Below are 25,296 nucleotides of genomic sequence, written 5' to 3' on the forward strand. Positions count from 1 at the left end.
TAGCGGCAGGAGTGAGAGGGAAATAATACTGAAAACATAGGTTTTAATAATAGTTTAAGCGAGTGTTAATGGCTGCTTAATTGCGATTTAAGTTAGGGTAAATTATCTGCTGTATGATATATTTCAAGGGATCGCATAAATAAAATATATTTTCAGGTTGGGTTTATATTCTGCTACGCATAAAAATAAACTGCCGACTTCACATATTTAATAAATAAAAAGGCCGAAAAAATGGCCTTTCTGAGGGGGGAGGTTTAGCCGAAAGAGATAATCCCTATTTCAATCAGTGCGGCGAGCGTCAGAAGAATAAAGAGGATAACGACTATGGGTCTGTACATTTGATTTTCCATCCATGTTTATCATGCAATCCGTTTTACGCGCATCATTAATGATGATGGTGCAGGCGATCCCTGCCCCCCTATTTTGCGCCACTTTGCCGTAAAAATCAGTTAGCTGCTGGCACTTTTTCTACTTTTTCTCCGGCCCGACGGGCCGTGGCTGGCAGGATGTCGGCATCCGCCACGTAGCCATCAGGATCGAGGCAGCGATTGTGTTCTCTCGCCTCGTGCAGAATCGCCTCGTCCCAGTAGAGGCGCTTACGCTGATCGCCCCGGGTCGTCAGAATAAACTCCACATTGCCATCAACCGCGCGGTAGCGGCGCCAGCTGTTTGCCGGAATGGAGATCACCGAACGTTCCGGGGCGATAATGCTGACTTCCTTACCCACCTCGTTCCAGGTTACCTCCAGCTGGCCTTTAAAGACCATGATCACTTGAATATCGGGGCAGAGATGGCGACCGACAATGTGGTCGTCAGCAAGGCGCAGCCATTCGACGGAAAAACCGTGCGGGCTCAGGATAGCGGGAGCGGAATCCCGATCCTGGGAAATGCCGAAACCGATAACCGGCGCAATTTCGCCGCCGTGTCCCGGCAGCACCGAATCCAGCAGTCCCTGTGCTGACCAGCGGCGATCATCACCGGTTACCGCACGCTGGCGCATCTCCTCAACGCTGTAGTCACGCAGACCGGCAATATATTGCTCTGACAGCGGCGTCAGCAGCGTGGCGGGATCGGGCGTTGGCTCACCTGCCTCCTGCGCAATCAGCATATTCTCCTTGCTGAGATACATACCGTACTCGCTGGCGGCCGCCAGCACTGACGGGTGCCAGATGATGCCGCCCGTGTTGTCCCCGCCGAGCACCGTAAACACCATGCCGCAGGTATCTTCTTTACTGACGTTGGTGAAACCGCGGAAGATCCAGGTCGGTATTGAGAGGATAGTGGGTGCGCTAAATTCAGCTTCATGCTCGCCGTTGGCGCCCCAGCGAAAACGCCACGTCCCTTCATGGATCAGGAACACTTCTGCGGTGAAATGCAGATGCAGGTTATTGGTCACCCCTTTCGGCATAGCCGCCGCGCCAATGTTAAAGCCGTGCGGCTCGGGGATATTAACAATCTGCTCGCTGGACTGGGTTACACCCGGGCCGATGAAGGAATAGTTTTGTTTGAGATGCGAACCGGGCAGCTTGCAATCAATAAAAGCAAGATTGCAGGAAACCATATCGTCGGGGGCGATTAACCGTGTTCGTGCCTGGCTCTGGGTAAGATGGATAGTTTTCATCATTTCTCCTTTTAATAACCGGATGCACCGGTGGTAGGGATGGCGTTGCCGCGGGCGAGAGCAATGGCTTCACGTGAGGCGCGACCCAGCTGCATAACGTCGTTTGCAGGGGTAACAAACTGGAAACCCTGCGCAATACGCGCTGCGGCGGCCGCGCCGGAAGTGCAGAAAATACCGGCAATCTTCTGCTGCTGGCGGCAGCAGTGAATCACCCGCTCAATAGCAGCAAGCATTTCGGGATGTTGGGATTCGGCGCTGGCGCTGCCGATCAGCGTCAGCGAGAGATCGTTGGGGCCAATAAACACACCGTCCAGCCCTTCGGTATCAAGGATGGCGTCAAGATCCGCCAGCCCTTCGCGGGTTTCGATCATCGCCAGCGTCAGGATCTCGTCGTTGGCGTGCTGCGGATAATCACTGCCGCCATAGAGTAGACCTCTGGCCGGACCAAAGGAGCGAACCCCCAGCGGTGGATAGCGACAGGCCGCGACAAAACGGCGAGCCTGTTCCGCGCTGGAGATCATCGGACAGATTACGCCGTACGCGCCGGCGTCTAATACGCGCATGATTTGCGCCGGATCGTTATCAGCCACCCGCACCAGCGGCACGGCAGGCGTGGCCGATAGCGCCTGTAGCATCGACAACGCGCTGGCAAAATCAATCATGCCGTGCTGCAAATCGACGGTGACGGCGTCGTAACCCTGATGGCCCATAATTTCCGCGCTATACCCGGACGGGATCGCCAGCCAGCCGTTAACGATCGGGGTATTTTCCAGAAATGCGGTCTTTAAACTGTTTTTGCGCACTGTATGCACTCCGTTATCCACTGACGCAGCAGCGGCGCGATCTCATCCGGGGTTTCCAGCGGAATAAAATGCCCGCCAGCCTCCACCGTATGCCTGGTCACGTTCGCGTTGCCTGCTGCCAGTAGCTGATGATGATGGGGCGTGCAGATAACGTCCTGCGCGCCGTTTAGAAGTAATGTGGGGCAGGAGAGGACGTTAAACGCAGTCCGGTTGTCCTGCCGGTGAATGGCCATTTCCGTTTGCTCCGCAAAGGTCTCAATGCCGCACTCTTGCGCCATTCGGCAAATAGTCTCTTGCAGGATCCGATCGGACAGACGTGACGGGGCGACATAGCTCTGCCACAGCGAGGAGACCAGCCAGTCGGCCAGGCCCCGCGCCTGTGCGGTGTGTACCGCTTCCCGGCGTGAAGCGAGGGTGTCTGGCACAACGGGCAACGGATTAACGGAAATCAGCGTCAGCCCGTTCACTCTTTCTGGCGCGTCGGCGGCCATTTGCAGCGCGACAATCGCGCCGAGCGAAAAGCCCGCCAGCAGAAAGCGCGACGGCAGAACCTTTAATAACCGCCGTGACGCCTGCGGCGCGGACTCTGCGCCCGTCAGCGTGATGCACAGCACCGCTGAGACGTTCAGCCGTTCAATGACGGGCTGCCAGAGCCGGGCGTTACACAGCGTGCCGCCAAGCAGCACCAGCGGCAGATCGGTATTGTCCAGAAGCGGATATTCCATTGCATCCCTCACGTAGCCGTCCAGCCGCCGTCAACCATCAGGGCACTGCCGGTGATCAGCCCGGCGGCATCCGAGGCGAGGAACACCACCGGCCCCATTATGTCCTCCTGCCTGCCCAGGCGGCGCAGTTTGATGTTGTCCAGCACGTAGTGGCGGAACGCCGGATCGGCAAGCGACGAACGCGTCAGGTCTGTTTCAATGAAGGTCGGGCATAGCGTATTGACGCGGATCCCCGCATCGCCCAGCTCCAGCGCCATCGTTCGGGTCAACCCTTCTAGCGCGAATTTGGAGGCGCAGTACACGCTACGCTCGGGGCCGCCAACGTGTCCCATTTGCGATGAGATGTGAATAATCGATCCCCCCTTACCGCCCGCCCGCATTCTGCGCGCCACGCGCTGGCTGATAAAAAAGGTGGCGCGCAGGTTAAGCGCCATCACCGCATCGAAATTTTCCTCGTTCACCTCAAGGAACGGCTGGTGGCGGGCCAGCCCGGCACTGTTCACCAGAATGTCGGGCGTGGGCAACGTCGCCAGCACACGCTCCACCTCCTGAGCGTCGGTAACATCCAGTTCCAGCGGATGAAATGCGAGACTGTGTTCCGCTGCCAGACCTGTGGCATGCGCCAGCGCCTCGCGGCCCCGGGCGGCGATCCATACCTCTGCTCCCGCCTGTGCGAGGGCGACGGCGGCGGCGAAGCCAATCCCTCTTGACCCGCCGGTCACCAGCGCGCGTTTGCCGTGCAGGGTGAAAGAGGGCGTTTGCAAAAGCGTCATGGCTTACACCTTTTCCCTGACCGGGGCCGGTGTGGCGTAGGGAACTTCCGTCTGGCCATAACGGCGCACGCGAATATTGGCCTGCTCGGCATGTCCGGCGAACCCTTCCAGCAGGGACAGACGGGAACAATAGCTGCCGATTTCGGCGGTGGCTTCGTCGCTGAGGACTTTCTGGAAGGTGCAGGTTTTCATGAACTTGCCCACCCACAGGCCGCCGGTATAACGTGCGGCTTTCTGCGTGGGCAGGGTGTGGTTGGTGCCGATCACCTTATCGCCGTAGGCCACGTTAGTACGTGGTCCAAGGAACAGCGCGCCGTAATTGGTCAGGTTAGCCAGGAACCAGTCGTCCCGGTCGGTCATCACCTGAACATGTTCGGAAGCGATACGATCTGCCTCCAGCAGCATCTCATCGTAGCTGTCGCAGACGATGATTTCCCCGTAGTCCTGCCACGACTGGCGGGCAATGTCGGCGGTAGGGAGCTTTTCCAGCAGCCGTTCCACTTCGCTGAGCGTCTCTTTGGCAAGCTGAAGCGAGTTCGTCAGCAGGATGGCAGGGGTGGTGACGCCGTGTTCGGCCTGGCCCAGCAGATCCGTGGCGCACATTTCCGCGTCAACAGTGTCATCGGCAATCACCAGCGTTTCCGTCGGACCGGCAAACAGGTCGATACCTACCCGGCCGAAGAGCTGGCGTTTGGCCTCCGCGACGAAGGCGTTACCGGGCCCGACCAGCATGTCGACCGGTGCCAGCGAGTCCGTGCCCAGCGCCATGGCGCCTATCGCCTGAATGCCGCCAAGGGCATAGATTTCCGTTGCGCCAGCCATTTTTTGCGCCGCGACAATCGCCGGGGCGGGCTGACCGTTAAACGGCGGGGCACAGCTGATGATTCTTGAACACCCCGCCACGCTGGCGGTGATGATCGACATGTGCGCAGAGGCGAGCAGGGGATATTTTCCGCCAGGCACGTAACATCCTACGGCGTTAATCGGAATATTTTTATGCCCGAGGATCACCCCGGGACGCGTTTCAATTTCCAGGTCCCGCAGACATTCTTTCTGCGCGCGGGCAAAATTCGCCACCTGCTGTTGGGCGAATTCAATATCCTGAATATCCTGGCGGCTTAACTGTTTTATGCAGTGGTCAATCTCCGCGGACGTCAGACGATAATCCTGACGGTCATAACGATCGAATTTAATGGATAATTCGCGAATGGCTTTATTCCCGCGTTTTTCAATATCCGCAAGTATTTGTTCAACCGTTTCTCTTATTTGCTGGTTGGCTTGCTGGCGCTCTTCGGTAGATTTACCGGTTTTTAATTTCCAGGACACTCGCTTCTCCTTACCTTTTTCAGATGTCAGTTGTCCTCCCGGCGAGCCGGGAAAGGGTGTTTACTTCAGAAAGGGTTATTGATCCGGCGCGGCAGCGTACGCACCGTTTTTTAATAATTGGGCTGAGGTTTGCGTTTTACGGGCATATACCCATCGAGCGGACAGCGGCGTGGCAATAGCGGCCACAACGGAAAGGGCGGCAATCAATATATAACCGGACGACAGGTTAATATGTTGCATCATTACGCCCATCATTACCGGCCCGACAAACATGCCGCAGGAATAAATGGTCTGGAATAGTCCCATTCGCGTGGATTGTTCATCAGACGAGGTATTCACTACGCTGAGCGACATGAATGCGGCAAAGGCCATGCCGAACGAGAACCCCGCCAGCGCCTGCCACAGGTAAATAACATACATATTGCTGGTAAAGGGAATGCCAAAGGTGGAGATCACCTGTAAAACGATGCCGAGCACGGCGGTTTTTACCAGCCCAAGGCGCTGATAAAACACCGAGCTGCACAGGGCGATGGCCAGCCCGTAAAAAAGAAGGTGAATGTTACCCAGCAGCGCGAGGATCCCCGCCCGGGCGCCAAGCTGTTCGGCATAGACCGGCGTCAGCGTGTCGCGGGTGGCGAAGGGCACCAGAATGACGACGGTCGCCAGGATGCCAATCAGCCAGACGGAACGGTCGGCCAGCTGCTGGCGCGCGCCGGTAATGCAGGCTTTAAGCGTGGGGGCCTGAACCGGGTCGTGCACGTCCTGAATGCGGGTCGTCAGGATCAACGCCACCAGGGCGGAGATGCAGGAGACAAAAAAGGCGATGTTATTGGCGAAATAGTGAATCAGCACCGCGCCAATACAGTTACCGAGAAACACGCCGATGGGCCCTGCCAGCGCCAGCAGCGCGACGGCGGCAGGCGCTTCGTTGCGACCGAAGTAACGCATGAACAGGATGTTGTACAGCACCCAGGTCGCCGCCGTGACGCCGTCTGCCGCTTTCGCCAGATACAGCGTAATGGCGTTGGGTTCAAGCCAGGCAATCGGCCAGGCGATAATTGGCAGCAGCAGGCCAATCTGGATGAAGATCCTGCGGCTTTTAACCACGTCGGAAATAATGCCTAACGGAAAGCGTATCAGAAGGGTTGCCAGCCCGGACGCGCCCATGATGATGCCCATGATCTGTGGCTCAATGCCCTGGTTGATCATCATGGGGGCCAGGAATGCATCAATGCTATGAATGCAGATAAAGAACAGGGTGCTGATGATGAAAAAGAGCCGGGCTTCCCGACGGCGTAACAGTGCTTGAAACATGGTTTTGAACCTCTTAAGAATTAATGGGTTATAACCAGTCAGGGACGACGTTTACCGGTTCAATCCTTTGGGCGACTCCTGTTCTCTCCGGTACCATTGACGGTATGAAAACTCTTTGCATACGTATTCAAGATTTGAAGTTACGAAAAGGTTTCATGTTTGTAAAGTGATCTCGATCTTGTTGTGAGAATTTTAATTTTTTGTGTTGCATACGCATGCAAAGGTGGTGTAAGTATAAAAAACACCCACTTGCTGAGGCGTTTGAAGCACGCGCAAATGGGCAGGACGTTGATAAGGAATCAGGGGTAATGAAACGTAAGACTTTTGCAGCAGTCACATCCCAACAGGTCGCTCAGCTGGCGGGGGTATCGCAATCTGCGGTGTCGCGAACATTCACGCCGGGGGCCAGCATTTCACCGGCAACGCGTGAAAAAGTGCTGAAGGCAGCGCGCGAGCTGGGCTATCGCCCGAATGCGATCGCCCGTTCGCTCAACACGGCTCGTTCGCGCATTATCGGTGTCGTCATTTCTTACTTTGATAACCCCTTTTACTCGCAGGTGCTGGAGGCGCTGGCGCAAAAGCTGGATACGCTGAACTATCACCTGCTGCTGTTCGTTGGCGACCGGGAAGGTAACGTAGACCGTATTTTTGACCAGATTATGCAGTACCGGGTGGATGGCATTGTGCTGGCCTCGGTGACGCTGTCTCTGGAGTTGTCCGAGGAGTGCCTTGCCGCCGGGATCCCGGTAGTGCTGTTTAACCGCAGCGAAGAGAGTGGCATGGCCTCCAGCGTCAACAGTAATAACGAAGCGGCCGCGCGGCAGATTGCCGAGTTTCTGCTGGCGGGGGAGCACAAGCGTTTTGCCTACGTGGGCGGCGTGGCCGATTCCCCGGTCAATATCGCCCGCCAGCGCGGGTTCATTTCCACGCTGGAAGAACATGGCATCACCGATGTCCGGGTGGTGCACGGGAATTACGACGCTCAGCAAACCACCCGGGCAGCCTATACCCTGTTTTCGACGTCGCCAGCGCCGGATGCGGTCTTTGTCGCCAACGATCATATGGCCGTCACGGTAATGGATGTGGCGCGCTATGAGTTTGGTCTGCGCATTCCGGAGGAGGTCTCCGTTGTCGGCTATGACGACATCGGCCCTTCCGGCTGGCCCTCTTATGCGTTGACCTCGGCGTCGCAGCCGGTCGGCGCGATGGTGGATGCCACGGTGGAACTGTTAATGAAGCAAATTGACAGCGGAACCATAGAGCCTGAACAGATTACGGTGCCCGGTACGCTGGTGATACGCCACTCGGCGCGTCGCCCACGCAGCGGCGTTATCGAAACCAATGGTTTAACGCTATTCCAGTCTAAGGAGCGCACATGACCAGATTGCGGGGCTTCAGCCCTCAATTCGACTCTATCCAGCAGTTCATTTTGACGCTGACGCATGTGGTGTGGGAGCAGAAAGATATCGGCCAGCTGGCGGATTTTTACGCCACGCCGGTGGTTTTCACTACCCCCGAAAAACAGCTGCATGAGCTTTCCCAGTTTATGCGCCTGACGCTTGAGGCGATGCACAGCTTCCCGCAGCGAGCGGTGCTGACGGAGGATATTCTGTGCAGCCAGAACCCGGGGGACGAGTACTATGCGGCGCAGCGTACCGTAGCCCGCATTCAGCACCAAGGGGAGGGATTTTTTGGCCCGCCGACCGGGAAAAATGTCTGGGTCCGCACCTGGGCCGATCGCATCTGTGTTGATGGTGCCGTACGCCAGGAGTGGCTGCTTCAGGATCGTGCCGCGATTGTGGCGCAACTGGGGCTGGATGTCCGCGACTTTGCTTTTAACCTGGCGACCATGCGCCAGCAGCTTGGGCTGGAATCTGTGTCTGCTGAGACGCTGGACGCCCGCTGGGCGGGTGGGCCTGAGGGCGACGACGTGGAAGGGGCGCTTGCCGGGGTCGTTGAGCGCTACTTAACGATGTGGGCGGGCGGTAACAGCGGCGTGGTGCCCGGTCTCTATCACCCGGCGGCGACGCTGTACGCGCCGGGGCACTGCCTCTGCACCGGCGAACAGGAAATTGGCGCACAGCTTTCCGGTTATCGCGCTTCATTTGTCGACAGCGAAACGCAGCTTCATCACCTGATTGTGCGTAAAGATCCTAATGAGCCGATTCGACTTTCATTGCGCTGGTCGTTGTTAACCTGGCACGACGGTTACGGCAAATTTGGTGCGCCTACCCGTAAACCCATATCAATTACCGGTATCAGCCAGCTTGAATTACGAGATGGTTTAATTTTCCGTGAATATCTGGGGATCGATGAATTAGCGATTTGGTCGCAAATATTTAATTAATGGGGCGGCAGCCCCCTTATTCCGGCTGCAAAAAATAACCGTGTTTAATTCACCCTCACTTACGGGTGCGGGTTCTTATTGTCTGAAAACAGAGCAGGAGTTTATATGTCTTCCACCGAAGCAACAAATAAAGCACCAGCCGTACCCGAAAAAAGCATCGTGAAATCGCTGAAAGAGGAACCTGTATTACAGGTGGAGCGTCGTGATTTTGTCGATCTGGTACCGGAAAAAAGACCGCGCGTGCAATCATTACGCGGCTTTGATGACTGCTATACCGATATTGTCGATTATATTGTTCGCTGCACCCATAAAATATGGGACGAGCGCGATGTCGGCTTAATTTATTCTCACTATACCCATAACTGCGTGCTGTATAACGCGCTGGGGACACTCTATAACCGTGAACAGGTGGTGCAGGATACGCTGCAACGCTTAATTGCCTTCCCGGAAAGGCGCGGAATGGCAACCCAGGTTATCTGGAACGGAAATGATGTTGACGGTTTTTATACCTCCCACCTGGTGACGGGAAGCGGGCGGCATACACAGCACAGCCATTTAGGTAAGCCGACCAACCGCACCTTCGTTACCCGTACCGTGGCGGATTGCATGATCCACGAGAATAAAATTTATCGGGAATGGGTGGTCAGCGACAACATGTCGCTGATGAAACAGCTTGGTCTGAACACCGATCAAATCGCATTTAATATGGCAAAGGAGCAGTTCGATAAAGGCTTCCGCGTGATGGACATCGGCGAAAACGGCCGCATGCTGGGGCAATATCCGCCGGAGATGGAGTGCGATGTTTCCATTGCGCACACCGATACGGAGGAGCAGTGCCTGCGCTGGCTGCATGAGATCTACAACCGCCGGATGTTTGGCAAGATCAAAGAAGTGTATGCGCCTAACGTACAGTGGCACGGTCCGCTGATGAAAGAGCTGTACGGCACCGCGGCGGTAACCCATCAAACGCTGGCGCTGGTGGGGATGATCCCTGACGGCGCGTGGCTGCCGCAGCATATTTGTTCCAATCCGTGCGATGAAGGCGGCGTCAAAGTGGCCGTTCGCTGGATTATCGAAGGGCATCACCTGGGTTACGGCGAACTGGGCAAGCCGACCGGAGAACGACTGTTTGTGATGGGTATGTCGCACTACCACATCGTCAACGGAAAAATTGTTGATGAATGGGTCGTTTATGACCATCTGGCGCTGCTGGCGCAGATCAAACTCGGCCAGATGGAGGACGCGTAAATGTTAAATCAGGTGAGCTGGATTAAGCGCCCGCAGGGGCAGGATGCGCAGGCCGATCGTTCCCTGACGGAGAAGGTCAGCGCCATTATTGAGTGCGTGAAAACCGAAGGCGATACGGCGCTAAGAGCCTTTTCGCAGCAGTTTGATAAGGTCGTGCCCGCGCAGTTTGAGGTGAGCGAGCAGGAGATCGCCGAAGCACTGGAGGGGATGGATGCCCAGACGCGCCGCGACAGTGAGTTTGCCATTAATCAGGTGCGTCGTTTTGCGCAGGCGCAGCTGGCGACCATGCAGCCGCTGGAGGTAGAGACGCTGCCTGGCGTGCATCTCGGTCACCGGATCATCCCGGTGCAGACGGTGGGCTGCTACGTGCCGGGCGGGCGGTATCCGATTCTCTCCGCTCCCGTAATGTCGATTGTTCCTGCGACGGTGGCGGGGTGTGAACAGATTATCGCCTGTCTGCCCCCGGGCGCCCATCCGGCGATGATTGCAGTTTGCCATCTGGCGGGCGCGCACCGCATTTTCAAAGTTGGCGGCGCGCAGGCCATTGCGGCTATGGCCTGGGGAACGGAGAGCATTCCGTCGGTGGACAAAATCGTTGGGCCAGGCAACGCCTTCGTTAACGAAGCGAAACGCCAGGTGTTTGGTCGAGTCGGCATTGATGCCCTCGCCGGGCCGAGCGAGATTTTCACTATCGCCGACGACAGCGCCGACCCGCGCATTCTGGCCGCCGATATGCTGGCGCAGGCAGAGCACGATATTCATACCCGCGTCGGGCTGGCGACAACCAGCCGGGATATCGCTGAGCGTACCCTGGCGGAGGTTGAGCGTCAGCTTACCAGCCTGCCAACGGCCGCCACGGCGGGCGAGGCGTGGCGTCGGCAGGGTGAGATTGTGCTCTGCGAAGATGAAGCGCAGCTGATTGCGTTTGCTGACCATATGGCGACGGAGCATTTGCAGGTGCATACCCGCGATCCGCACGCGACGGCAGCGAAGATCCGCAACTATGGCTCGCTGTTTATTGGTCAGAACGCCAGCGTGGTGTTCTCCGATAAATGCTGCGGCACCAACCATACGTTACCGACGATGGCGGCGGCACGCTATACCGGCGGTCTGTGGGTAGGGGCATACGTCAAAATCTGTACCCATCAGTGGATTGACGAGCAGGGTATCCCGGCAATCGCAGAACCGGCGATCCGCCAGAGCCGTACCGAGGGGATGCAGGGGCACCGACGGGCGGCGGAAATTCGTCTGCGTCCGCAGGACATTGATGCCATTACTACCGGCATGCGGGACTAAAACGTATCCCGGGCAGCCTTCTGCCCGGTTTTCAGCACGGGGAGCCTGAGACTATGAAGCGCCTGATACCGCCAGACGACTGTCCGGAGGAAATTGCCCGCCGTCTCGACGTCATACAGCAGCACCGGGCGCTCAACGCGATCCTCGGGGTTAACCCTGACGCCATGTCTCAGGCGGAACAGCATCAGCAGCAGCGACGGCGTGGAGAGCCGATCGGCCCCCTGCACGGTGTGCCGCTGATCGTCAAAGATAATATTGCCTGCGCGCCGATGCCGATCACCCTTGGCTGCCGTGCGCTGGCCTCACTTAACGCGACAGCGGATGCACGGGTCGTGCAGCGATTGCGCAGAGCGGGGGCGATTATTCTCGCCAGGGCCAATATGTCCGAGTTCGCGTTCGATGTGCGCTCGCGAAGCTCGCTGGGGGGCGATGTGGCGAATCCACTTTGCCCGACACTCACCGCCGGAGGCTCCAGCGGAGGATGCGCCGCGGCGGTGGCGGCTGGAATGGCGGATGGCGCATTGGGTACCGATACCGGCGGCTCTATCCGCATTCCCTGTAGCTATACCGGGCTGGTGGGGCTACGGCCTGCCTTTCGCCGTTCACAGCTGGACGGCGTGGCGCCGCTCTCGCCCAGCAAAGATACCGTTGGGCCAATGGTACATAGCGTTGAAGATGCCGCCTTGCTGCATGCGGTGATCCATGGCCTGCCGCCGGTTGCGCTTCCTGTACGTTCACTGAAAGGCGTTCGCTTTGGCGTGGTGACCGCGTTACAGGGAGAGGATGAGGTACAGCTGGAGGTCTGGCAGTCGGCGCTGCACACGTTGCGCCGTGCCGGAGCGACGCTGGTAGAGGTTTCACTCCCCTTCCTTGAAGAGGTGAGGCAGGCCACCTGCCTCAGTCTGTATGAATTTCGCGTGGCGATTGACGACTGGCTTAGCAAACAGCCAGGCGCTCCCTCCGGACTGACAAGCATTATGGACTCCGGCGCTTTCCTGCCAGAGTTTGCGCCGTTTCTACGTCAGATGCTGGCGAGTAACACGCTGAAAACCCCGCTCTGGCTGGCGGGGCGTCGCTTTCAGCGCCTGTTGCGGCAGAACCTTTGCCAGGTGGCGGAGGCGCAGCGCATCGACGGATTTGTGTATCCCACCGTACAACGATTACCAGAAAGTATGGCGAAGATGCCGCCAGGCTGCGCGCCGGAACTGGCCGCCATCAGCGGCCTGCCTGCCATTACGTTGCCCTGTGGCGTAAGCCGTATCGGGCTGCCGGTGGGGATGGAGATGTTATCGGTGCAGGAGGATGAGACGATGCTGATGACGCTGGCGCTGGCGTGTGAGGGGGCATTGCACAGTAAATGAAGATATAAAAGACCCGCAGGGCTTGCACCATGCGGGCTTTAATGCGTTCACAGGAGGGATTGAGCCAGCATGTTATGACCGCAAACGCTTGCCGGTCTGGGCATCAAACAAGAACATTTTTTCCGCGTCTACGGTGAGGAAGACCTTCTGACCCACGTTGATATCCAGCTTTTCATGGGACACCACGATCAGCTCCTGATCGTTGATACGCACCCGGATCTCCTGTCCTTCCCCGGTCATCTCTATCAGCACGATTTCCGCTGGCATCCCTGACTCGCCGAGCCGGATATAGTGCGGTCGGGTGGCGCAGATGATCTCCATCCCTTCAATATGTGAGCGGAGGGGGCAGGGGAAGCGGTAGCCGTTGTTGAGTACAATCTCGCCGTGCTGGATCACGCCTTTAAGGGTGTTAATTTCCGGCGTGCCGATAAAGCCCGCGACAAACAGGTTATCCGGGTTACGGTACAGCTCTTCCGGGATGCCGACCTGCTCAATATGTCCGGCATTCAACACCACAATCCTGTCCGCCATGGTCATCGCTTCCGTCTGATCGTGCGTCACGTAGATGGTGGTGCGACCCATCCGCTGGTGGATCTTACGAATTTCGCCGCGCATTTTATGGCGCAGTTTGGCGTCCAGGTTGGAGAGCGGTTCATCAAACAAAAAGGCCTTTGGGTCACGCACCAGCGCGCGCCCCATCGCCACGCGCTGACGCTGGCCGCCGGAGAGATCCCGCGGGAGGCGATCGAGCAGATGCGTCAGGCCGAGGATTTCCGCCGCCTCTTCCACGCGCGCCATCCGTTCCGCTTTTGAGACGCTGGCAAGCTTCAGGGCAAAACTCATGTTGTCCCGCACCTTCATGTGCGGGTAGAGCGCATAGCTCTGGAACACCATGGCGATATCGCGTTTTTTGGCGGGCAGGGTGTTGACCACCTCGCCGTGCATCAGCAGTTCACCGGACGTGATATCTTCCAGACCCGCAATCATGCGCAGCAGAGTGGATTTCCCACACCCGGACGGGCCGACCAGCACAATAAATTCGCCTTCGTGAATGCTCAGCGAGATCCCTTTAATGATGCTGACGTTGCCGTAGGATTTGCCGAGATTATTTAAAACGATTTGGCTCATGTTACTCTCCTCGCCCGGCGGAGTGGCCTGGCTGCAATAATGGCATGACGTGCTGGCGGTAAAGCGCCGCCGCAGCGAGATCCTGCTGGATAATGCTTTGTGCTGATTCGCTGAAGCGCCGCGCGGCCGAGCGCAGATCCAGGCGGTTGGCGCTATCAATACCCGCCAGCACCTCAGGTTCGACAATGGCTTCCCCGTGCAGCGCGCCTAAAATCGCGCCGCTCATCACCCCGATAGAGTCGGTATCACGGCCTGAATTGATGGCGTCTTCCACCGCACCGCGAAACTCGCCTTCGCGCAGCAGGCAGAAGGCCAGCGCCATCGGCAGTTCCTCAATCGACATCAGGCGCGAGGGCTGGTAGGCCATGGTCGGGACGCCCGCTTTTTCCGGGCCGTGCATCAGGTCATCTCCCATCGGCGAGAAGGGCAAAAGCGCATCGTGCAGGGCGTCAACGACCTGTTGATAATCCCATGCGGTTCCACGGTAGCGACGCGCGACGTCAAGCGTTGCCGCGATAGCCTGACGGGTGCCGTCTTTAGCCAGTTTCAACGCGATGTTGGTGATAGCCTCAACGGTGATGCCAGGTATAAATGCCGCCGCAACGCAGGCGGCGAAGACGCCCGCAGCCTCCAGACCATAGCTCTGCTGATGCCCCTGGGTGAAATTAATGGCTTCCTGGTAAGCTGCCTCAGGGTTGCAGGCATTGATGGCTCCGATGGGGGCGGCATACATGGCTGCGCCGCAGTTCACCATATTGCCCACGCCGCCCTGACGCGGATCGCAGGCGGCCAGTTGCAGACGATGGAAGATCCATTTTTCCGGATAAAACAGGCGCTCAATAACCAGCGCTTCCCGATCCAGTTCCGGCACCCAGCGCGGTTCCCAGGCAATCTTCCGTACAAAAGACTCCCCCATATCCCACGCATCAACGTGACGGCCCAGCTCGCTGTAAACCTCCATCAGGCAGAGCGTCATCAGCGTATCGTCGGTGATGATGCCGTTGCCGCGTACGCGGTTGTTGCGCCGTGCGGACGGCTCGTCCATCCGGTGCCAGCGCTGGTGGATGGAGGTGACGCGGCCATATTTCTCCGAGATTTGCCGGGCGGAGAGTTTCTCAACCGGTCCGCCTAAGGCATCGCCGAACGCCACGCCATACAGCATGCCCAGAATGCGGGAATTGAACGATAAATCAGCGGTTTGCGTAACGGTCATTTTAATTTTTCCTCTGCATATTCGGTCATGGCGTTTCCACCTGCGGCTTTCCAGGCGCTGACATACTGATCCCACTTGTCAAATGACGCTTTGCCAGAGACAAACTGGTACGCCCACTGGTTGTAAATACTGCTGGTTGAGTCGATGGCGGCGGCAAACGACGCCGGGAAGATAAAGGCGTTATCCGCCGTAAAATAACGTTGTGAATTGTCGATATAGCGCAGCATCGCGGGCGTCCGCCACTCCACCGGCGGCTTCCAGTTGGCGGCCTGGATAAACCGCGGATACCAGGCATTAATTTTTGGCGTCACGTTTATGGTGTTGCCCTTACGAACGTAGTGCGTGTTCTCGAAGCCCATCTGCTCCATCATTTGCCCTTCCGGGCTTGCCAGAAAATCGAGCAGGATCATCACTTCCTTTTTATGTTTCGAGAGCGAGGACATGGCAAAGCCGCGCGTTTCCATGGAAACATCTGTCGCCGCCAGCCCTTTACCTGCCGGGCCTTCGGGTGGGTCGAGCAGGGTGAGGGTGGCGTCAGGATGGATCTGACGCATTTTTTCCTGATACACGCCGACGTTGCCCGGCGATGAGACGGATACCACGCCAACCTTGCCGGTATAAAACTCATCCTCTTTTAGCTCCCAGTTGGTGGTGATGTACTGGGAGGAGAGCAGTCCTTTCTGATACAGCGAATGGTAGAACTCCAGCTTGCTCCGCTCCTGCGGGCTTATCTGGGCGTTGATCAGCTTGCCCTGCTCGTCCTTGAGCCAGGTGGCGTGAATACCAAACGCCGGGTTCATAAAACCGTCGAGATCGCGCAGGTCTTTCTCGGAGGTGATCCCCCAGCTGTCCGTCTTACCGTCGCCGTTGTAGTCACCGGCGTGGATCGCATTGAACAGCGTGACGTACTCCGCCAGTGTTTTGGGCGATGCGCTGAACCCGCTCTTCTGTAACCAGTCCTCACGGATCACCGGCTGGCGCGCGCGCAGCGGAAAGACATACAGCAGGGTCGGATGGTTTTGCAGGCGAAGCCGGTTGTGCGGCCACAGCGCCTCTTTCAGATAGCGGGTTTGCGCAATCCACGGACGCCAGTCTTCAAGAATGCCCTGTTCGAACATCTTCTGGTCGCTGCCGTTGAAGTAGATCAGGTCAGGGATGGTGCCGGAGAGCAGCATCACGTTCAGCACGTCGGAGTAGCCGGAAGACGACAGGTTGACGATTTCAATGTGGATATCGTGTCCCTGGCGTGCCAGCGCCTGCTCGATTCGCTGAATATGCGCGACATCTTCGCGGTTGGTGGTCAGCAGATCTTTTTCCACAATCCGGATAGTGACCGGCTCGGCCCAGGCGGCCTGGCATAACAGCAGGCCGCAGGCGATTGCTGTGAATAATTTCATCGTCATCGCTCCTGTTAACCCTTCACCGCGCCGGACATGGTCCCTTTGGTGAAGAAGCGCAAAATAATCGGGTAGATGGCAATCAGCGGGGCGATGGTTAAGGTGATCATCCCGGCTTTTAGCGCCTTGATGCTGATCTGGCTGGCATCGGTGTAGTTCGACATGCTTTCGACGCCTACCATCGCCAGCTTATCGCCCTCGACGACAAACTGGCGCAGCACCACCTGCAACGGCCATTTGTCCGGGTCGTTGAGGTACACCATGGCGCGGAAAAACTCGTTCCAGTGCAGCACCATGTAAAATAACGTGATCATGGCAATGGACGATTTGGCGACCGGCATAATGACGTACCACAGCGTCTGGAACGGGTTCGCGCCATCGAGTTCGGCGGCTTCCAGCAGCTCCTCCGGGATCTCTTCGAACAGGCGAACCAGAATAATCAGGTACCAGGCGAAGACGGCGCGATACAGGATGACGGACCAGTAGCTGTTCAGCAGCCCCAGCTTTTTCATCACCAGAAAATCGGGGATGATGCCCGGCTCAAAGACGATGGTGAACAGGACAAACATAAACAGCCAGCGGCGTCCCGGCAGGCGTTTTTGCGCCAGCGCCCAGGCCAGCAGCACGGTGAAAACCACGTTGATGATGGTGCCCACCACGGTAATCAGCATCGCATTGCCAAAGCCGCGCAGCACGGCTTCGTTGGTCAGCAGCAGCTTCCAGACGTCCAGCGAAAAGCCCTGCGGAATAATCTCCAGGCCGCTCATGCCAGGCACGTTTGCCGGGCTGGAGAAAGATATCGCCACCAGGTTGAGGATCGGTTGTAGCGTCACGACAACCAGCAGCATCAGTACCGAGAGAATGAGCACGTATTCGATGCGCTCAAAAGGGGTGCTTCGTGATGAGATGCGCATTACCAGACTCCTTTACCCGTCAGGCGTTTTGAAACGTTATGTGCCAGCACGATAAGGATCATGCCGATCACGCCTTTGAATAACCCTGCTGCGGTCGCCAGCGAGAACTCCCCGGTGCGCAGGCCCATGCGGTAGACGTAGGTGTCGATGATGTCTATCTGACCGTTCACCACGTCGTTGGTCATGTTGAAGACCTGATCAAAGCCCTGGCTCAGGAAAAGACCGACGTTGATGATAAACAGCGTGGCGATGGTCGGGGTGATAGCGGGCAGGGTGATGTGCCAGATTTTGCGCCAGCGCCCGGCTCCATCCATTTCCGCCGCTTCATACAACTGTGGATCGATGGCGAGGATCGCCGCGATGTAAAGTAATGAATCCCAGCCCGCGCTGCGCCACATTTCAGTGAACACCAGTACCCAGCGGATAGAGCCGCTGTCGGTCATAAAGGGGATCGGGTCATAGCCCATCGATTTAATGATGTCGTTAACTGCGCCATCAACCGGCGAGAGCGTGGCAATCGCGATGCTGGCGATTACCACCCAGGAAAGATAGTGCGGCAGATAAATCACCGACTGGACAAATTTACGGTAACCGGACGAGCGCACTTCATTGAGCAAGAGCGCCACGATAATGGGAACCGGAAAAATAAAAATCAGCTTCATTGCGCCGATAATCACGGTGTTCTGTATCACTTGCCAGAAAACAGGGGATGACATCAGCGTGGCAAAATACTCCATTCCGACCCAGATATTCGGCGGGATAATACGGTACTGCTCAAACGCAATTTTGGTTTCCCAAATGGGTAAATAGTGCCAGATAAAAAAATAGATAACCCCAGGCAGGGCCATTACGTAAAACGGCCACCACCGGCGTAACGTCTGGCGGCAACGTGCCATGCGGGATAGTGTTTGCTGATGAGGCATATTATTTACCTGCGGTATCGCGCCGCCGGGTTTAGATTCTGTCAGGGCTTTCATCGGACATACTCCCATTACTGAAATGGTTGTCGTGAATATAATCTGTGTTTGCAGAAATATGCGTGCGTTAAATTTTCTCGGTGAGAATGTTTTTATCGTTATATTGCGCGAGGCGGGTCAGGACATCTTTATATTCGGGCATATTTGATGCGCCTTCTTTTTCGACGGCCAAAGAGGCGAAAGCACAGGCAAATTTTGCTGCCTGAATAATAGATTCCCCTTTCGCCATCGCGGCGGCGAATGCGCCGTTGAAGGCATCGCCAGCACCGGTGGTATCCACACATACGGCTTTCAGCGCCGGGATATGAATGAATTGCTCACCGTCATAAATAAGCGCGCCTTTCGCTCCCATGGTAATGATGACGTGGCCTACCCCTTTCGCTTTAATGGCTCTGGCGGCTTCCTTCGCGCTGGCAAGGTCCACGATATGAATGCCGGACAGCAATGAGGCCTCAGTCTCGTTTGGGGTCAGAAAGTCCACGTTCTTCAGGCAGCTAACCACATCAGATGACCAGGGGGCCGGGTTCAAAACCACCTTGATCCCGTTACGGCGGGCAATTTCTATTGCCCGAAAGGTAGCGGGTAGATTATTTTCCAGCTGGGTTAAAAATATATCTGCGTTTTTCACTTCAGGGGTAATCGCTTCAACTTCATCGGCAGTAATGGACCGATTGGCTCCAGGGCTGATGGCAATCATATTTTCACCATCGCTTTGACAAACATAAATAAGCGCGGTGCCGGTTTTCTGATCTTTATCCTGATAAAGCGTGAAGCTGTCGATAGCAGAAGATGAAAGATGTTCAAAGGCCATCTGACTAAACTGATCGTTACCCACCTTACCGACAAAATGGGTTTTAACATTGCATTTGCTTACGGCCAGCGCCTGATTGGCGCCTTTGCCGCCGGGGCCAATAATCGTATTTTCGGAAAAAATAGATTCCCCGCTTTGCGGGAAACGATCGAGATTAGCAATAATATCAACGTTGAATGAACCCAGAATACAGACTTTACCTTTCATCTTTCGCCCTTTATGTCGGGATTTAATCGTTTTTCTTGACTGCGCGGAGTCAAAAAAATGAATGATATTGCTATCTAAATTATTGACTTATTGGGTATGAAAAATACGGCGTTTGATAATTGCCCCACCGTGGCATCGCTCAATGCCGCCTTCCTGCGCTAATAAGTTCAGGTCGCTGCGAATCGTTTCCCTGGTGACGTTAAATACTTTCGCAAGCTGATTCACCGTCGCCCGTTCGTACCTGTTAAGCCAGGTCAAAATTGCATAATGCCGTTCTTTATTGAGCATAAGGTCACCTCTGTAGTTATATTATTGTTTCCTTGTTGTTAATGTTTTGGTGTTGTTCACAGATCGTTCGACAAAACAAAAGGAAACGGAAATATATGAGGTGATAACTATTTAATATCAATTGGTTATGTTGATTGTGGGAAGGGTGTTTGGGCTTTGATTTGCAGTACGGGGATTTCAACGATGGCAGGGGCCATTACGCAACGTTAGATCTTTCTCGGACAACGACAGACACAAAAAAGCCCGCAGGGCTTGCGCCGTGCGGGCTTTCAGGACTTCATCGGATGACTCTGGTAATCACCGATGGAGAATTTTGGGCTGGCGGAGTCTGAATTGGTTGTGTAACTTGTTGTTTGATAAGTTTTAACCTTCAATTCAATTTTCAATTTGGTCCCATTGTTGGTCCTAAAAGAAAATGTCAGGTATTTTGCAGGCAGGGGAGGTTACAGCAGGAGTCTCTTCGTCTGTGAGATTAGCATTTTGCTTTCCTTTAGTCTGCTCTGTATTTAACCGTTTATTTCACGTTAGCTTTTAGCAAGCCGGTAGATCGCCTTGCTCGCAGAATATCCACTACGGAAATATACGGGGTTTGTTCTTGCCACGAAAATCCTTTCCGATCGATACGGACAAGCCCGTATTTTTCTACCAGAAAGTTCACTGCATCACTGAGCGATATTCCAGCATCAATATGTTCCTGGATGGTGGAGTCATTGCTGAATGGTGTGTTATTCAGAGTCAGGCCATAGTGCTGCAACAACAGATGAGTTAGCAGCCGCTGCCAGTTTTCAACAGGTGACAGACAGGGCTGAGTCGCCCGTGTCGGGTGTGATGATATGGTTTGCATGATGTTTACTCTGTGATGTTAAGGGAATAAGCAGGGGGTTACTGCGGCTCAGTCTGCTTAGGATAGATAGCAATGTAGACATAGCCACAGGAGCCGAGTGTGTCGGCTTCGCAGGCGAGGCCGTTGTGGTATAGCGTAACGCAGTGCTGGTGGCGAGGGTTAAGCTCTCCACTGGTCACCATCAGTTCAAGTTTTTCATCATGAGCGGAAATGCCTGGTCAAGGCGCATTGCAACATCGTCGGTGAACGGCCCGCTAAATCCTGCTCGGTCAGCCAGATAGTGCAGACGGTTGCCCTCCTGAACCAGACGTGCGCCAAAACAAGGTGTTATATCGCGCTTCAGTCCCCACTGCTGGATGGCGGGATTCTCCGGCTTGGTACCGGATTCTGAGTGATTGTTCATTATTTTTCCTGCTCAAAAGGAAGGATTAATTGAGAGTGACACTACGAAGAATGACATAGGGACCATGCGGGAACGGTTGTTTAACGCCCGAAAAATTCGAGCATGTTTTCTGCCATAACCCACAGGGCGCGATTGAGCTTCACATCGCCGTCAATGCCGGTGACAGCACGGGTGCGGCTGCTTTTCCCCTGAGCGGTTCGCCCTGACAGACCTCCTTTCAACAGGTTCTCCTGCACGCGCTGATAGACGGTCCAAAGGTCATCGTTGTAGTCCTCTCTACGGCGCGGAGTCAGCAACTGCGATACCGTGACCGGCTGGTGATCCTCACCGAAGCGATACCTCAATGCGGCATTTGCCAGCGCGTGACGGGCCGGGGCTGGCAGCGCCAGCGACTGCATTGCATCGCGTTTCTCATCCACACGGTCAAACACGCCGAGTACTTCGTAAGCCCCCTCAATTACCTTCTCGACGACATTGCCTTTATGCGGTACCCGCACTTCGCCGAATGACTGACCGCAGACCAGGCCGTTGGTACAGACGCCTCGAAACAGCCCTGGCAGCATCTGGTAGCTTGATGAGCCGTCATGGCTGTTAAGCAGAATGATTTCCGGTACCTGTTGCCCGGTCAGTTGCCCGGCACGACGCAGGCGAAGCATGTGTTTGGTGTGCTCCCGCTTGCTCTGGTCCCGAACCTTTGTCTGGCAGGCAAAGAACGGCTCAAAGCCTTCACGCTGCAGGCTTTCGAGGATGGTGATGGTTGGGATGTAGGTGTAACGGTCTGAACGAGATTCATGCTTGTCACTCCCGAACACGCTGGGGATATGACTCATCAGCTCTTCGTGGGTCAGAGGTCGGTCACGGCGTATCTGGTTTATACGGCCAAAGCGGCTGGCTAAACGGGTCATAACTGGTTCCTTAAATAGACAGAAAAAGCCACTCCGGAGAGTGGCGTGGTCGAAAGATAAAATGTCTAGGGTGAAGCAGGTGGCTATGTCTCATTGTCTTGAGACGGGAGTAAAGTGGGGGACGTGTAATCCCAGATTTGACGTAAAGGTACAAGGATAATAGGCAGATTCTGCCTCAAAAAACGGAGGTACTGTTCCTGGGGAAACCTTCGTCGGATGAATGAGGGAAAATGCCGGTATGCTTTACTGCACACAGAAAAAGCAAATGCGTCATCCCTGAGCCTTGCCTCTGCCAGCAACGACAGATCATGGATAACAATACGCCTGACTAATTGTTGGTATGTTTTGCCAGGGTTTTTTATCAGGGGAGGAGTGTCTTCTGGTCCCGTCTCAGGTGCACATTTGGCTTTGCCCTGTAGCGAACCCCTCAGACCAGAGTGGCGAGTTTTTTATCAGCGTTACCAGGCACAGTGTGGTCAGGCTGGCCCCTATCGTCTGACACACGACAGACTTGCTTCGCAGAAGTGTTATTCCGCCGACGCAGAAGACTACAGGCCAGGTAAGACCGGGTGATGTGGTCAGGGGAATTTTATTATCTTGAAGGTGATTAGCTTTCATGGGAATTCCATAATGACCGGTATAGAAGAATTCTATACCGGGTCAGGTGAGTGATTAAGGGAGATCGGCAGTCGCTATTTCTTCTGAGGTATTGGTGGTACCGCTGTAAACGCTCACGTATTCATTAACCGGATAGATAACCACAGCGTTCTTTTTCGGATTAAATGTGCACCCGTTGACACCTCTGATCGCAGCAGTTTTCCCTGTGCTGATATTTTTAACGGTGAGTCTGCTGTCAGAACAGTTGTTGCTTCGGGAAAAGTGAACCGCATATCCATCCTGTTCAGCGACAATTTCGTCAGCGGGTACATTATTCTGAGTTTTATTGGGCACCGTTTCAGAACGGTGAGCGCCGTTGTATGGCACATACTGTGCGGAGTCGTTGCGCAGAGTGGGTGGATCATTTTTCAGGCTCAGATAGACCGGGCAGACAGATGTGCCCACCTCACAGCTTTTGTCGAATATTGCGCGTGACGGCCAGCCCTGGGTGCCAATGTAAGCTGCACCGGTTTCATCCAGGCAGTAGGTTTCCTCCCATGAATAATTTTTATTAGTACCCGGCATGTTACGGGTAGTGATAAGGCAGGTCAGGGTCTTAACGGGTTTACTGTCGTAGCGGATAAAGTTCCCTTCAAGTGGTGATGCTGCATAGAGCAAAGGCGAAATATTCGCGGCAGCGGCCATTCTTTGCGCCTCAACAGTGAAGCCTGCTTTATTGTTGAGCTTGACGCTCACTGCAGCATCGTTCATATCGCGCAGCATCTCGCCTCCTTTCTCTGTCAGAAAGAACGTGTAACGTCCGGGGTGTATATTTCCGGGGATAACAACAGCAGAGCTCAAAGCGGGAAATAGCAGAGCTGAAATGACGGTAAGTCGTGAAATTAGTGCCTTCATTTTTACATCCTGAATCGTCTGTAGTGAGGTTGTCGCAATTATCGATAACCTAGTGAATCTTTATGAACAGGGCCTCTCATGAGCCTTAATGGCTGATACAGTCCTGCCAGCTCAGGTCAGTCAATGCTTCGCGCAGCCCCGTGGTTTTAAAGGTTCCCGGAAGAGGCTTATCTTTCATCGTGATCTCTATCGGCTCCTGACCATCGGAATTTTTGAGCGCAATAAAGGCCGTTTCGTCTGGAACGTATGAGGTTGCGTTAATGCTTATACCGGTGGCTGAGACCCGATAGTCCTTTGCTGGAACGCTGTAAGAGAAGGTCATATGCTTGTCTGAGCAGGTCAGCGTCAGGCGCTCTCCGGTGGCATTGTCGGTGCTAATTTCAAACTCCATGGCATTGATGTAGCCATACCAGTCACCCCACTGTTGTTCGGGAGTAACGGCCTGTGCAGCAGTCGCTGTCAGCGATGAGCAGAGAAAAAGAATTGTGCGAATGTTCAATTAAATCTTTCCTTTACTGTGTGATTTATATGGTGAAAAGCCACTTCCCGGCATGCAGGAAGCAGCCTGATCGTATGCATTCGTGGTCTGTTGGGATAATCGTTAATACAGATCGGTTATCATAAATTGATCGTTATTATCTATTGTAAAAACGATCGATTAATCATAAATTGATAGTTGCTGGCTATCATTGTGTCAGCATCGATCGGCATGACAGATCAATAAGCCATAGAAAGGGAATCTGAGTCTTTTCCCATTCGCTTAAGTGATATAGGTATGAAAATATCTGCAATATAAATTTAACTAAATGTGGAATAAAACATCCGTAATAATGAGAACTTTTATCTTCTCTCGGATATCTAACTTCAGAGTGATTATTGACTATATTATGTAAGTTAATTGTCTGAAGTTAATGTTTCTTTCTTCTATAGCAAAAATGTTTATCGGTTAATATTGCATGTCTGATTGGTATTAAAATAATAAAGATGGGTTAATACTGTTATAGCAATAGCATTGACTATTGTTCAGAATATAAATTTAAATGTATTAATTAACTCTCTATGCAAATTGTATTGAGATGAATAACACCAGGACTGAAGTATGAGCAACGATATGGGTTATAATCAGCATTACATTAATCGTATTCATGAAACGCTGCAAAGTTCATTGCGTGAATACCCAAGGACGTTTATCCTGAATATTATTCTTAGGTTTCCTGATGCCAATTACGAAAGCTATAAGGCAGACCATACAGTCATAATACGCTTTATTGAATCCTTAAAATCACAGATTAAATTCACGCAGAAGAGAAAGGAAAAACAGGGAAAGCGGGTACATCCCTGCAACCTTCGCTATGTATGGGCAAGGGAGTTCGGTGAAGAAAAAGGGAAGAAACATTATCATGTGGCATTGATGCTAAATAACGATGCCTGGTGTAGTGCTGGTACCTATTATCCGGTGCAGGGACATTACGTTCACTGTCTGGGATTGATGATTATGGAAGCATGGCTCAGAACATTGAACCTTCACGTTCAGCAGGATTATCAAAAGAAATATTATCCCCTGATAGAGTTTGTCCTTGAAGGTGATTTTAATTTGAATACCAAGGGGGAACATTTCGCCTGGCATTACGATACTATTATGAGAAGACTGTCATATCTTGCTAAGCGATTTAGCAAAGATAATTCTGATGGACAGCGGAATTTTGGTTGCAGCCAGTCCTGAATTATTGAGAGGCCCAATCAAAACCACAATCAGAAACGATTGTAGCAGCGTTGTAGCGGCACAGGCGATAACACGAGCCAACATTTCTGAGCTGTAGTGCTACATCGCCAGAGTGTAGTGAAGTGAATCCGTCTGTTCAGGGTTGAACGATTTGTGAGCA

Annotated in this window: 21 protein-coding genes and 2 pseudogenes; 6 read left to right on the forward strand and 17 right to left on the reverse strand. The window is 54.4% G+C overall.

Annotated features, from left to right (window positions below; translation table 11 throughout):
- Window positions 1-445 precede the first annotated feature (445 nt).
- The 6 genes from ACOTW6_RS20550 to ACOTW6_RS20575 form a co-directional block, all read right to left on the reverse strand.
- A complete protein-coding gene (locus ACOTW6_RS20550; protein ID WP_121478665.1) occupies window positions 446-1,621 on the reverse strand; it encodes a cupin in 1,176 nt (391 codons plus the stop codon).
- 11 nt (window positions 1,622-1,632) lie between these two features.
- Window positions 1,633-2,424, reverse strand: a complete 792-nt coding sequence (locus ACOTW6_RS20555; RefSeq protein ID WP_213789203.1) for an HpcH/HpaI aldolase family protein — start codon at window positions 2,422-2,424, stop codon at window positions 1,633-1,635.
- Entirely contained in the window at window positions 2,406-3,149 is a 744-nt protein-coding gene (locus ACOTW6_RS20560) for an alpha/beta fold hydrolase (protein ID WP_213789202.1), read from the reverse strand. Before ACOTW6_RS20560 ends, ACOTW6_RS20555 begins: the two co-directional genes overlap by 19 nt.
- Window positions 3,150-3,157: 8 nt before the next feature.
- Entirely contained in the window at window positions 3,158-3,922 is a 765-nt protein-coding gene (locus ACOTW6_RS20565) for an SDR family NAD(P)-dependent oxidoreductase (RefSeq protein ID WP_121478668.1), read from the reverse strand.
- A 3-nt stretch (window positions 3,923-3,925) separates the two neighbouring features.
- On the reverse strand, window positions 3,926-5,248 hold the full coding sequence (hisD, locus tag ACOTW6_RS20570; protein WP_121478669.1) for a histidinol dehydrogenase: 1,323 nt from the start codon (window positions 5,246-5,248) through the stop codon (window positions 3,926-3,928).
- A 75-nt stretch (window positions 5,249-5,323) separates the two neighbouring features.
- Window positions 5,324-6,562 carry an MFS transporter gene (locus tag ACOTW6_RS20575; protein WP_213789201.1) on the reverse strand — a complete coding sequence of 413 codons (1,239 nt, stop codon included), beginning with the start codon at window positions 6,560-6,562 and terminating at the stop codon, window positions 5,324-5,326.
- A 308-nt stretch (window positions 6,563-6,870) separates the two neighbouring features.
- Here ACOTW6_RS20575 and ACOTW6_RS20580 point away from each other — a divergent pair, with 308 nt between their 5' ends.
- The 5 genes from ACOTW6_RS20580 (at window position 6,871) to ACOTW6_RS20600 (ending at window position 12,814) form a co-directional block, all read left to right on the forward strand.
- On the forward strand, window positions 6,871-7,941 hold the full coding sequence (locus tag ACOTW6_RS20580; RefSeq protein ID WP_003862277.1) for a LacI family DNA-binding transcriptional regulator: 1,071 nt from the start codon (window positions 6,871-6,873) through the stop codon (window positions 7,939-7,941).
- On the forward strand, window positions 7,938-8,909 hold the full coding sequence (locus ACOTW6_RS20585; protein WP_121478671.1) for a nuclear transport factor 2 family protein: 972 nt from the start codon (window positions 7,938-7,940) through the stop codon (window positions 8,907-8,909). The genes ACOTW6_RS20580 and ACOTW6_RS20585 overlap by 4 nt, the downstream gene beginning before the upstream one ends.
- A gap of 105 nt (window positions 8,910-9,014) precedes the next feature.
- Window positions 9,015-10,157, forward strand: a complete 1,143-nt coding sequence (locus ACOTW6_RS20590; RefSeq protein ID WP_213789200.1) for an ester cyclase — start codon at window positions 9,015-9,017, stop codon at window positions 10,155-10,157.
- Entirely contained in the window at window positions 10,158-11,453 is a 1,296-nt protein-coding gene (hisD, locus tag ACOTW6_RS20595) for a histidinol dehydrogenase (protein ID WP_213789199.1), read from the forward strand. It begins immediately after the preceding gene.
- 53 nt (window positions 11,454-11,506) lie between these two features.
- Window positions 11,507-12,814, forward strand: coding sequence for an amidase (locus ACOTW6_RS20600; protein WP_213789198.1), 1,308 nt, complete (start codon window positions 11,507-11,509; stop codon window positions 12,812-12,814).
- A 72-nt stretch (window positions 12,815-12,886) separates the two neighbouring features.
- Here ACOTW6_RS20600 and ACOTW6_RS20605 read toward each other — a convergent pair whose 3' ends face one another.
- From ACOTW6_RS20605 to ACOTW6_RS20655, 11 genes and pseudogenes are all read right to left on the reverse strand, one after another.
- Window positions 12,887-13,942: an ABC transporter ATP-binding protein gene (locus tag ACOTW6_RS20605; RefSeq protein WP_213789197.1), complete on the reverse strand. Its 1,056-nt coding sequence runs from the start codon at window positions 13,940-13,942 to the stop codon at window positions 12,887-12,889.
- 1 nt (window position 13,943) lies between these two features.
- On the reverse strand, window positions 13,944-15,155 hold the full coding sequence (locus ACOTW6_RS20610) for an ADP-ribosylglycohydrolase family protein (protein ID WP_421766291.1): 1,212 nt from the start codon (window positions 15,153-15,155) through the stop codon (window positions 13,944-13,946).
- Window positions 15,152-16,552: an extracellular solute-binding protein gene (locus tag ACOTW6_RS20615; protein ID WP_213789195.1), complete on the reverse strand. Its 1,401-nt coding sequence runs from the start codon at window positions 16,550-16,552 to the stop codon at window positions 15,152-15,154. The genes ACOTW6_RS20610 and ACOTW6_RS20615 overlap by 4 nt, the downstream gene beginning before the upstream one ends.
- 14 nt (window positions 16,553-16,566) lie before the next feature.
- Window positions 16,567-17,466 carry a carbohydrate ABC transporter permease gene (locus ACOTW6_RS20620; RefSeq protein ID WP_017692842.1) on the reverse strand — a complete coding sequence of 300 codons (900 nt, stop codon included), beginning with the start codon at window positions 17,464-17,466 and terminating at the stop codon, window positions 16,567-16,569.
- Window positions 17,466-18,389, reverse strand: coding sequence for an ABC transporter permease (locus ACOTW6_RS20625; RefSeq protein WP_239507220.1), 924 nt, complete (start codon window positions 18,387-18,389; stop codon window positions 17,466-17,468). Before ACOTW6_RS20625 ends, ACOTW6_RS20620 begins: the two co-directional genes overlap by 1 nt.
- A 121-nt stretch (window positions 18,390-18,510) precedes the next feature.
- Window positions 18,511-19,749, reverse strand: a pseudogene (gene rbsK, locus ACOTW6_RS20630) (ribokinase).
- Window positions 19,750-20,263: 514 nt separating this feature from the next.
- Entirely contained in the window at window positions 20,264-20,593 is a 330-nt protein-coding gene (locus tag ACOTW6_RS20635; protein ID WP_108453946.1) for a TA system toxin CbtA family protein, read from the reverse strand.
- Window positions 20,594-20,631: 38 nt separating this feature from the next.
- Window positions 20,632-20,996, reverse strand: a pseudogene (locus ACOTW6_RS20640) (type IV toxin-antitoxin system YeeU family antitoxin).
- Between the two features lie 80 nt (window positions 20,997-21,076).
- Entirely contained in the window at window positions 21,077-21,901 is an 825-nt protein-coding gene (locus ACOTW6_RS20645; RefSeq protein ID WP_213789194.1) for a DUF932 domain-containing protein, read from the reverse strand.
- Between the two features lie 672 nt (window positions 21,902-22,573).
- Complete coding sequence (locus ACOTW6_RS20650) at window positions 22,574-23,413, reverse strand: hypothetical protein (protein ID WP_213789193.1); 840 nt, start codon at window positions 23,411-23,413, stop codon at window positions 22,574-22,576.
- Between the two features lie 85 nt (window positions 23,414-23,498).
- Window positions 23,499-23,912 carry a hypothetical protein gene (locus ACOTW6_RS20655; protein WP_213789192.1) on the reverse strand — a complete coding sequence of 138 codons (414 nt, stop codon included), beginning with the start codon at window positions 23,910-23,912 and terminating at the stop codon, window positions 23,499-23,501.
- A 600-nt stretch (window positions 23,913-24,512) separates the two neighbouring features.
- Between ACOTW6_RS20655 and ACOTW6_RS20660 the strand changes: the two genes are divergently transcribed.
- The gene (locus tag ACOTW6_RS20660; RefSeq protein WP_213789191.1) at window positions 24,513-25,136 is read left to right on the forward strand and encodes an inovirus Gp2 family protein; all 624 of its coding nucleotides are present in this window, start codon (window positions 24,513-24,515) and stop codon (window positions 25,134-25,136) included.
- The last annotated feature ends 160 nt before the right edge of the window (window positions 25,137-25,296 follow it).

This window comes from Enterobacter cloacae complex sp. IR5403 (assembly GCF_049238705.1).
Taxonomy (GTDB): domain Bacteria; phylum Pseudomonadota; class Gammaproteobacteria; order Enterobacterales; family Enterobacteriaceae; genus Enterobacter; species Enterobacter hormaechei_C.

Bases quoted from the DNA above. Each gene is read 5' to 3' on its own strand.
- ACOTW6_RS20565 (WP_121478668.1), bottom strand. From the start codon at position 3,922: ATGACGCTTTTGCAAACGCCCTCTTTCACCCTGCACGGCAAACGCGCG.
- ACOTW6_RS20660 (WP_213789191.1), top strand. From the start codon at position 24,513: ATGAGCAACGATATGGGTTATAATCAGCATTACATTAATCGTATTCAT.
- ACOTW6_RS20585 (WP_121478671.1), top strand. From the start codon at position 7,938: ATGACCAGATTGCGGGGCTTCAGCCCTCAATTCGACTCTATCCAGCAG.
- ACOTW6_RS20635 (WP_108453946.1), bottom strand. From the start codon at position 20,593: ATGCAAACCATATCATCACACCCGACACGGGCGACTCAGCCCTGTCTG.
- ACOTW6_RS20605 (WP_213789197.1), bottom strand. From the start codon at position 13,942: ATGAGCCAAATCGTTTTAAATAATCTCGGCAAATCCTACGGCAACGTC.
- ACOTW6_RS20645 (WP_213789194.1), bottom strand. From the start codon at position 21,901: ATGACCCGTTTAGCCAGCCGCTTTGGCCGTATAAACCAGATACGCCGT.
- ACOTW6_RS20580 (WP_003862277.1), top strand. From the start codon at position 6,871: ATGAAACGTAAGACTTTTGCAGCAGTCACATCCCAACAGGTCGCTCAG.
- ACOTW6_RS20610 (WP_421766291.1), bottom strand. From the start codon at position 15,155: ATGACCGTTACGCAAACCGCTGATTTATCGTTCAATTCCCGCATTCTG.
- ACOTW6_RS20590 (WP_213789200.1), top strand. From the start codon at position 9,015: ATGTCTTCCACCGAAGCAACAAATAAAGCACCAGCCGTACCCGAAAAA.
- ACOTW6_RS20650 (WP_213789193.1), bottom strand. From the start codon at position 23,413: ATGAAGGCACTAATTTCACGACTTACCGTCATTTCAGCTCTGCTATTT.
- ACOTW6_RS20625 (WP_239507220.1), bottom strand. From the start codon at position 18,389: ATGCCTCATCAGCAAACACTATCCCGCATGGCACGTTGCCGCCAGACG.
- ACOTW6_RS20575 (WP_213789201.1), bottom strand. From the start codon at position 6,562: ATGTTTCAAGCACTGTTACGCCGTCGGGAAGCCCGGCTCTTTTTCATC.
- ACOTW6_RS20620 (WP_017692842.1), bottom strand. From the start codon at position 17,466: ATGCGCATCTCATCACGAAGCACCCCTTTTGAGCGCATCGAATACGTG.
- hisD (WP_213789199.1), top strand. From the start codon at position 10,158: ATGTTAAATCAGGTGAGCTGGATTAAGCGCCCGCAGGGGCAGGATGCG.
- ACOTW6_RS20550 (WP_121478665.1), bottom strand. From the start codon at position 1,621: ATGAAAACTATCCATCTTACCCAGAGCCAGGCACGAACACGGTTAATC.
- ACOTW6_RS20600 (WP_213789198.1), top strand. From the start codon at position 11,507: ATGAAGCGCCTGATACCGCCAGACGACTGTCCGGAGGAAATTGCCCGC.
- ACOTW6_RS20560 (WP_213789202.1), bottom strand. From the start codon at position 3,149: ATGGAATATCCGCTTCTGGACAATACCGATCTGCCGCTGGTGCTGCTT.
- ACOTW6_RS20615 (WP_213789195.1), bottom strand. From the start codon at position 16,552: ATGAAATTATTCACAGCAATCGCCTGCGGCCTGCTGTTATGCCAGGCC.